The sequence below is a fragment of the Microcoleus sp. F10-B2 genome, assembly GCF_036704965.1.
Taxonomy (GTDB): Bacteria; Cyanobacteriota; Cyanobacteriia; order Cyanobacteriales; family Microcoleaceae; genus Microcoleus.
Genome location: NZ_JAUBTB010000081.1, coordinates 25,124 through 32,991, shown reverse-complemented (window position 1 = coordinate 32,991; position 7,868 = coordinate 25,124). Strand labels below are relative to the sequence as shown.

Here is a 7,868-nt window from a genome sequence, read left to right as displayed (position 1 = left end):
TGGGCTGATGTCATCAACCGCGCTAACTTGGGTATGGAAGTAATGCACGAGCGCAATGCTCACAACTTCCCGCTTGATTTGGCTGCTGGTGAAACAACTCCCGTAGCTTTGGTTGCTCCTTCTATCAATGGCTAAGTTTTAGTTTTTGATTAATAACAAAAAGCGCTCCTAGAAATAGGGGCGCTTTTTGTTTGGGCGAATTGATTTTTACTGTGGGGATTGGAAGTATCTTTAATTCGGTTGAACCGTCACTAGAATTTGTCCGACTGTCACCGTTTGCCCTTTTTCACAAAACAACGGGGCCACAGTTCCGGCAACTTCAGCAGTAACAGCAATTTCCATTTTCATCGCTTCTAAAATTAACAGGCGATCGCCCTCTGCAACATCATCTCCACAACATTAACCAGAAATGGAAGTACGGCAGATATTAGACAAGATTGCAAAAATAATTAGGACGGGATCTGGGGCCCATCCCACAAGATTTATTTTTTTGTGGGATGGGCCCCAGATCCCGTCCCATCAATTGATGAAAAGGATTTTTGCAAGAGGTCTATTATTTCTAAACAACAGACCTGACTTGAATTTATGCTCGCAAAAGCAACGCTGCTAACAGATTTTTGACCGCTTCCCCGTCTCAAGACACGGGGTTTTTATGCTATTTTCTATAACTTCCGGTTTTAAGTTAAGTTAGAATTGCAAATTTCTACCCATCTTCAGAATCATGCCATCAGCAGTGCCAGTTCAGCCAATTCCCGTCACAACCCCAACCCCCAGCAGCGGTACCAGTCCCGGAGGGGCATCTGGCGGCACTCGCGGCACCAGCGGCCCCGACTCCCTCAGAGGTACTGCGGGCGCTAACTTGATATTTGGTTTGGGTGGCCCTGACAGCATTTTGGGCTTAGGCGCAGACGATTCCCTCTACGGCGGCGACGGCGATGACTCACTGCTGGGCGACGTTGGCAATGATTTGCTGTTCGGCGGTGCCGGCCGCGACAGCGTTTTGGGTGGGGCCGGCGGCGATACTTTCTACGGCGGCAAAGGTTCTGACTCAATGCTGGGCGACGATGGCAATGATTTGCTGTTTGGCAACCAAGACACCGATACTTTGTTGGGAGGCGCGGGCGATGACACGCTGTTTGGGGGTGCCGGCGATGACTCGCTGTTTGGTGGCATCGGCAATGACTGTTTATCGGGCGATCGCGGCCTAGATACTTTAACTGGCGGCGCCGGAAACGATACTTTTGCGATCGGGCGTTTGGCGGACGGGGATGTGATTACAGATTTTACTGATGGTACGGATCAAATTCGCTTGACTGCCGGCCTCACTTTTGCCGAACTCACCATTTCCGCTGGGGCCGGAACTTCGCCGAGTACAATTATTCAGCTTACAAACACCAAGGAAATTCTCGCTACTTTATTCGGAGTTGCCCGCACTTCTATCAGTCAGGCAGACTTTATTCTTTAATAGGTAATTGGGAATTGGGAATTGGGAATTGGAAATTAATAATTAGGCTGGTGGGTAGTTTGTAGTTTTAAGTTTTCAATGTTGAAACTTTTAAGTCAAAACCGCTTTTGCGTTGCAAGTAACGTTAGCTTTCGCGATGCGAAAGAAATCCATCTCCAAACTTTTCATCTTCCTTTTTCCTGCTTACTTCTTCCTTCTTCCTGACATCCGTTATATCCGTTACATCCCGTACATTGCTCGTCGTTGCCCAACTTCCTAATGACTACTGACGGTTTTCTCAATCTCAACAAACCTGCGGGCATGACCTCTCACGACTGCGTGGGGCGAGTGCGCCGGCTATTGAAACTCAAGCGAGTCGGACACGGAGGAACCCTCGATCCTGCTGTGACTGGCGTTTTGCCGATCGCCCTCGGCAAAGCAACCAGACTGCTGCAATTTCTCCAACACAATAAAGCTTACCGAGGTACGATTCGGTTTGGCTTAACTACTGCTACTGACGATTTAGAAGGAGAAATTATCTATTCTCGACCCGTGCCAGAGTTGAGTTTGGAAAAAGTGCAAGCTGCACTGCCAAAATTTCTAGGAAAAATCGAGCAATTTCCGCCGAGTTTTAGTGCGGTGCAGGTGGGAGGAAAACGCCTTTATGAGTTAGCAAGAAAAGGCCAAAACGTCGAAGTTGCTGCTAGGAAAGTTGAGGTTTTTAGGCTGGAAATCTTGGATTGGCGATCGGGGGATTTTCCTGAATTGGATTTGTCGATCGCCTGCGGGGCCGGTACTTACATTCGGGCGATCGCGCGGGATTTGGGCGCACTGTTGAATGCAGGCGGTACTTTGGCTTGTTTGACTCGCACCGAAAGTAGCGGTTTTTCGATCGAGGAAAGTCTCAGTTTTGAACAATTAGAACTGCAATTGCAGCAGAATAAATTCTGCCCGATTTTGCCATCGGCGGTTTTGGGACATTTAGGGGCGATCGTCCTTTCGCGTGAATATACCAAACGCTGGTTTCAAGGACAGCGCCTCCCAATTCCCGAAACGCCCATAGGGGGAGAGGAAGACAGTACGAACAATCTCCCCGACAACCCAATACCACAACCTCCCTATCCGTTGCAGGTTTACGATCGAGACGGTAATTTTTTAGGTATCGGTCAAGTAGCAAACTCAGAGACAAGTACCATATTATCTCCTCAAATTGTGCTTTAGGTATTCAAGAGGCAAAAAGAAAACAGGTATAATTGGCGCTGGAAATGTTGGCGGAACTCTCAGAGGCATTTGAGGCGCGATCGCACAATCGGGAGACTTGACTGGCAAAATTACGATCGAGGCTACGGGACGACTTTTTGCTATTAATCTCATCTAGTGCTGAGGTAAAAATTGTGAAAATAGTGTTGATTGGATTAATTAGAGGCTACAAAATGGGGATTTCTCCTTACCTGCCTAACGCCTGTCGATTTCAGCCAACTTGTTCGCAATACGCGATCGAAGCAATAGAAAGATTTGGGGCGGTCCGCGGCGGTTCGATGGCGGTTAAGCGGATTTTGCGCTGTCATCCTTTTCATCCGGGGGGTTACGATCCAGTACCTTCCAAAGATAGCGAGGGGAATTAGTTATTAGTCAAAACCGCGATTTTAGTTATTAGTTATTAGTGCAAAGAGGCGTTGCATCCTCGGGGCTAAAACTCCCGAGGGGAATCACTCCCTGACAGGGTTGAATGCGCAGAATTAGTTGTTTTTATTAACCCAAATTCAGTAATATTACTGTTATCTTTCACAACTCGGCAACTATATAATGGTACAAACAGAGTACAGGGGATGCGAGTTGATATGTCTGCTACTGCAATAGGATACAAAATGTTGTCCCATACTCTGGCTGTACTCAGCCAGAAACAAGCCACAGGGAAACTGCTGTTAGAACAAGGGGAACAACAGTGGCAACTTTACTTTTTTCAGGGTAGTTTGGTTTATGCCACAGGAGGATCGCACAGATCGAGGCGCTGGTATAGGGCGATCGGGCAACACTGTCGAAACTTTCAAGTGGATCTCAGAGACGTTGATGCTGGGGAACTGTGGGAATATCAACTGCTTCAGCGAGGGGTAGCAGCCAGCGAAATGAGTTTGGAACAAGCTAAGGCGATCGTCCACAGCAGCGTTTCGGAAGTGTTCTTTGCTTTGATCGGTCAATCGGGTTTGCGCCGGGAGTGGCGTCCGTCCCAAAAATATTTTTATAAAATTACCTCTTCTTTGCTGCTGTCTTTAACGGAAGTAGAGAAAATTCTGTGTTCTACACAACAAATTTGGCAGAAGTGGAAAGCAATGGGTTTGTGGCTAGTAGATCCAGAACAAGCACCACTTTTAAAAGCGTCTGCCCAGTTGGAGGAAAATCGATTTAGTTCTAATTCTTTGATCGCTTTGGCTAACGTATTTAACGGCGAAAATACTCTTTGGGATATTGCATTTAAGAAAAAGCAGTGCGTGACAGTGGCAACTCGCGCTTTAGTTAATTACATGAAACAGGGTTTAGTCAATTTCCGAACAGTACCCGACTTGCCGTCGCCTATAGAACAGTGGCGCTGGGCTGCGGCGATCGCCCAACCGGGTCGCCCTTTGATTGCCTGTATCGATGACAGTCCGACAGTATGCGAATTTTTAGAGGAAATTTTATTGCCAGAGGGGTATCGAGTTCTAAAAATTCAAGACCCCATGCAGGGAGTGGGCATTCTAGCCAAGAACAAGCCTGCTTTAATTTTTATGGACGTGGTGATGCCGAAAACCAGTGGCTTTGCTTTGTGCAATTTTTTGCGAAAAACACCCGCTTTTCGGGAAACTCCGATCGTGTTTTTGACCGGTCAAGACAGTATCATTGACCGCACGCGAGCCAAATTGACAGGTGCTTCCGATTTTTTGAGCAAGCCGGCTAATCCCGAACAGGTTTTGCAAGTAGCTGACAAGTATTTGAAGGCAAAAGGCGATCGCCAACCTTTAGCAAATCGCCACCATAATTTACTGAATTCACAGCAACTTACCTTGGCAAATTCTTGAAACCAAATTATTCTCAAACAGCATCGCCGATCGGGTGCGTCAGTCTCTAGGGCACCCGATGAGTATTGTACAATAAAGACGCAACCGGATGTGACCAATAACTCTTGTAGGGGCCGGTGCATGATTTTTCTTGATTTCAAAGCCCGGATTTCCGTAAATCTGCCCAGGGCGTATTGATTCTAATACCAGTTCAAAAAAAGAATGCAACAGTAGGCTCGTGTTCCAAACCTGACCGTCATCAGTCATTCGCAAATCTAAAATCTAAAATCTAAAATCTAAAATCTAAAATCTAAAATCTAAAATAGTATAATCCATCTGACTTGATATTAATTATGAGCGATCGCACCCCGCAGGTAAGCGTAGTAATTCCGGCTTACAACTGCGCTGCTTACGTCGGCCAAGCCGTAGATAGCGTTCTGCACCAAACCTATGCTAACTGGGAAATTATTGTCGTAGACGACGGCTCCCGAGACGATACCAAATTAGTTTTAGAGAAATATGGCGATCGAATTCGCTACCTTTACCAACAAAATCAAGGAGTTTCGATTGCCAGAAATCGCGGTATCGAGCTAGCGCGAGGAGAATTCATCGCCTTTCTCGATGCTGACGACTACTTCTTTCCAGACAAATTAGCTGCACAAATGGCTGTATTTGCAGCACGACCAAATCTAGGAATAGTCCACAGCGGCTGGCGTCTAGTCAACAGTAAAGGCGAACCGCTAAAAGATGTCAAACTCTGGCAAAACGTCCCTACATTAGACTTAGAAATGTGGCTCAGGTGGAAACCTGTATTACCAAGCGCCATGGTATTTCGCCGTCAGTGGTTAGAGCGCGCCGGCGGATTCGATCCTCGATTTCCCCCGGCGGAAGATACAGATTTAGTGCTGCGTTTAGCCTTAATGGGATGCGAAGCAGAGTGGCTGCAACAAATAACTGTTTGCTACCGCCAGCACGAACAAAGCGCCATGTACAAAGGTTTACCGCAGGCTAAATCCCTGGCCGCAGTCATGGACAGTTTTTTTGCCCGCCCCGAATTGCCGGATAAAATACGTTTGTTGGAAAAGCAAATCAAGTACAGTACCTTAGTTTGGATTGCTTGGTATTTGTACCGCACCGGTCATTCTGTTGAGATGGTAGAGTTTTTGCAGCGTTCTTGGAATTATACGCCTTATTTGCCTGTGGAAACAGTAATTAATTGGGCGGAAGCTTTCGCCGAGTTTTCGCAGGATGCGGGAAATGAATTCGATGCAGATTTATTAGCTCAATCTCCTGAGTGGCAGCAGTTAATGCAGTGGATGATTCTCGGTACGGCAGCTTGATTAAAAGCTTTTCGATTGCACTCATATCGTTTACGGTTGCATAGGAATGATTTAACCGCAGAGAACGCAGAGAACACAGAGGAAGAGAAGAGAGGCTTTTCGCATTTCTTGCCATGTAAAACCTGCCTAAACTTTATTATGCTTGAGTTTGAGTTTCTGCTTCTGTAAAAATTGGTGGCCACAGTTCACAAATTGGCAATTCCCAACCTGGGAAAAGTTCGGCGACTGTCAAAATATCTTCATTTCCCAACACAATTGGTTCACATTCCTGACGATAAACTGTAACAGTTTCTTCGTCCGGGTCAATCAGAATTCCCACTTGTGCTCCGAGTTCTATAAAATTTAGAATCTTTTTTTCTAGCGGTTTAATGCGATCGCTCTGTGATTTAATTTCTACTACCAAGTCTGGGACAAATTCTCCGAAATAACGGGGACTTTGCCTGAGACGTGCGGCTCGGACAAAAGAAACATCAGGTGCTGTAAGGTTAGCATCAGGTAAAATAAAGCCGCCTGCCGAGTCAAAAACTCGACCCAAACGGCGGGGATTCACCCAAACGAAGAGAAAGGCACTCAAGCGAATGCCAATTTCACTAGATACAATGTCTGACGGGCCCACAATGATAATCTTCCCGCTTTCTAGTTCAACTTGGTAGTCTTGACCCGCTTCTTTGAATGTTTTTTGGACTTTTTCTAAGTCTTTGACTGTCATCATACGATTTTAGATTTTAGATTTTAGATTTTAGATTTTAGATTTTAGATTTTAAATTTTAGATTTTAGATTTTAGATTTTAAATTTTAGATTTTAGATTTTAGATTTTAGATTTTAGATTTTAGATTTTAGATTTTAGATTTTAGATTTGAAGAATTATCTGCAACGGACGCACTCTCAATCATATTGGTTATTTCTTATTTTGTCAGGTGCGTCAATCGATTTTAGATTAAAAAATTGAAGAATTATCTGCAACGGACGCACCCTACAGGTTGGTTATTCCTTGGCAGAAAAGGAGTTGCCGCAGCTACAGCTTTGGGCGGCATTGGGATTGTGAAATCGGAAACCTCCGCCCATCAAGTCTTCTGAATAATCCAAGGTGAGCTCATTGAGATATTTTAAGTGCTGGGGGTCGATCGCAACTTCAATTCCCTCGGACTCGCATACAGCGTCTTCTGGGGCTGGCGCATCGTCAAATGCCATTGTATAAGACAAACCCGAGCAGCCGCTCGATTCCACGCCCAGACGAAATAAAGCATTGGGGTTTGGATGCTTCGACTTGAGGCGCGTTACTTCTGTTGCTGCTGTTTTGCTCAGATGAATCATTATGGGTAATTGGTAATTTGGGAGTAGTGTTGAGTTTTGAAAATGTAGGGTGCGCACGGAGGCGTGAAACTCACCCTCAGAATGTAAGGCGCACTTCTGCCGTGCACCTTACCTCTATATTTTTAGCAACTTGAGTTACTTAGCCTTTTCAGTACGAGCATAATCGTCTTGAAAGCGAACAATATCATCTTCTCCGAGATATTCGCCATTCTGCACCTCAATTAAAATCAGGGGGATAACTCCCGGATTTTCGAGGCGGTGAGAAATGCACTGAGGAACGTAGGTAGACTGATTTGTAAACAGAACTTGTTCAGTTTCGCCACAAGTAACTTTGGCAGTACCAGAAACCACGATCCAGTGTTCGCTGCGGTGGTGGTGCATTTGCAGGCTGAGGCGGTGTCCGGACTTAACTTCGATCCGCTTAATTTTATATCCGGGGCCTTCTTCTAGAGTCGTAAATGAACCCCAAGGCCGCAATTCTGTAGCAGCTATTCCATTGGGTGCAGCAGGTGCGTGCAGAGTAGATACTTGAGAAATTTCTTGAATCTGAACCATGATTTTTACTCCTTGAGGATTGCTTGCTGAATCCTTTGATAAACGACGTTGGATTGTGTATTAACTAATTTATCCTTAAAACCTAAGTCCGATCGCGCAAACCGCTTAGCGGACTGTAGATTTTTGCACTTTTGTCTGCTGTGCCCGATCGACCCATCTTGACCACCATAGCAAAATCA

8 protein-coding genes and 2 pseudogenes are annotated in these 7,868 nt (G+C 45.6%); 6 read left to right on the top strand and 4 right to left on the bottom strand.

The window, feature by feature from the left end; translation table 11 throughout:
* Positions 1-135: pseudogene (locus QUA99_RS25185) on the top strand (photosystem II q(b) protein); the annotation flags it as partial.
* Between the two features lie 96 nt (positions 136-231).
* Here QUA99_RS25185 and QUA99_RS25180 read toward each other — a convergent pair.
* A pseudogene (locus QUA99_RS25180) lies at positions 232-381 on the bottom strand (biotin/lipoyl-containing protein); the annotation flags it as partial.
* Positions 382-721: 340 nt separating this feature from the next.
* On the opposite strand from QUA99_RS25180, the gene QUA99_RS25175 reads away from it, so the two are divergent.
* The 5 genes from QUA99_RS25175 (at position 722) to QUA99_RS25155 (ending at position 5,819) form a co-directional block, all read left to right on the top strand.
* Entirely contained in the window at positions 722-1,465 is a 744-nt protein-coding gene (locus QUA99_RS25175; protein ID WP_333241777.1) for a calcium-binding protein, read from the top strand.
* Between the two features lie 258 nt (positions 1,466-1,723).
* The gene (gene truB / locus QUA99_RS25170; protein ID WP_333241779.1) at positions 1,724-2,665 is read left to right on the top strand and encodes a tRNA pseudouridine(55) synthase TruB; all 942 of its coding nucleotides are present in this window, start codon (positions 1,724-1,726) and stop codon (positions 2,663-2,665) included.
* A gap of 173 nt (positions 2,666-2,838) precedes the next feature.
* Complete coding sequence (gene yidD / locus QUA99_RS25165) at positions 2,839-3,069, top strand: membrane protein insertion efficiency factor YidD (RefSeq protein ID WP_333241781.1); 231 nt, start codon at positions 2,839-2,841, stop codon at positions 3,067-3,069.
* Positions 3,070-3,285: 216 nt separating this feature from the next.
* Positions 3,286-4,500, top strand: a complete 1,215-nt coding sequence (locus QUA99_RS25160) for a response regulator (RefSeq protein ID WP_333241783.1) — start codon at positions 3,286-3,288, stop codon at positions 4,498-4,500.
* 332 nt (positions 4,501-4,832) lie between these two features.
* Positions 4,833-5,819: a glycosyltransferase gene (locus QUA99_RS25155; RefSeq protein ID WP_333241785.1), complete on the top strand. Its 987-nt coding sequence runs from the start codon at positions 4,833-4,835 to the stop codon at positions 5,817-5,819.
* A 136-nt stretch (positions 5,820-5,955) separates the two neighbouring features.
* Here the strand turns inward: QUA99_RS25155 and QUA99_RS25150 are convergent, their stop codons facing one another.
* The 3 genes from QUA99_RS25150 to QUA99_RS25140 all read right to left on the bottom strand — a co-directional run bounded on the left by QUA99_RS25150 (position 5,956) and on the right by QUA99_RS25140 (position 7,689).
* A complete protein-coding gene (locus QUA99_RS25150; protein WP_333241809.1) occupies positions 5,956-6,528 on the bottom strand; it encodes a Uma2 family endonuclease in 573 nt (190 codons plus the stop codon).
* Between the two features lie 276 nt (positions 6,529-6,804).
* The gene (locus tag QUA99_RS25145) at positions 6,805-7,134 is read right to left on the bottom strand and encodes a HesB/IscA family protein (protein WP_006630924.1); all 330 of its coding nucleotides are present in this window, start codon (positions 7,132-7,134) and stop codon (positions 6,805-6,807) included.
* Between the two features lie 135 nt (positions 7,135-7,269).
* Positions 7,270-7,689, bottom strand: a complete 420-nt coding sequence (locus QUA99_RS25140) for a phosphomannose isomerase type II C-terminal cupin domain (RefSeq protein WP_333241787.1) — start codon at positions 7,687-7,689, stop codon at positions 7,270-7,272.
* Positions 7,690-7,868: the final 179 nt, after the last annotated feature.

Bases quoted from the DNA above. Each gene is read 5' to 3' on its own strand.
- QUA99_RS25145 (WP_006630924.1), bottom strand. From the start codon at position 7,134: ATGATTCATCTGAGCAAAACAGCAGCAACAGAAGTAACGCGCCTCAAG.
- QUA99_RS25140 (WP_333241787.1), bottom strand. From the start codon at position 7,689: ATGGTTCAGATTCAAGAAATTTCTCAAGTATCTACTCTGCACGCACCT.
- QUA99_RS25175 (WP_333241777.1), top strand. From the start codon at position 722: ATGCCATCAGCAGTGCCAGTTCAGCCAATTCCCGTCACAACCCCAACC.
- QUA99_RS25160 (WP_333241783.1), top strand. From the start codon at position 3,286: ATGTCTGCTACTGCAATAGGATACAAAATGTTGTCCCATACTCTGGCT.
- QUA99_RS25155 (WP_333241785.1), top strand. From the start codon at position 4,833: ATGAGCGATCGCACCCCGCAGGTAAGCGTAGTAATTCCGGCTTACAAC.
- truB (WP_333241779.1), top strand. From the start codon at position 1,724: ATGACTACTGACGGTTTTCTCAATCTCAACAAACCTGCGGGCATGACC.
- QUA99_RS25150 (WP_333241809.1), bottom strand. From the start codon at position 6,528: ATGACAGTCAAAGACTTAGAAAAAGTCCAAAAAACATTCAAAGAAGCG.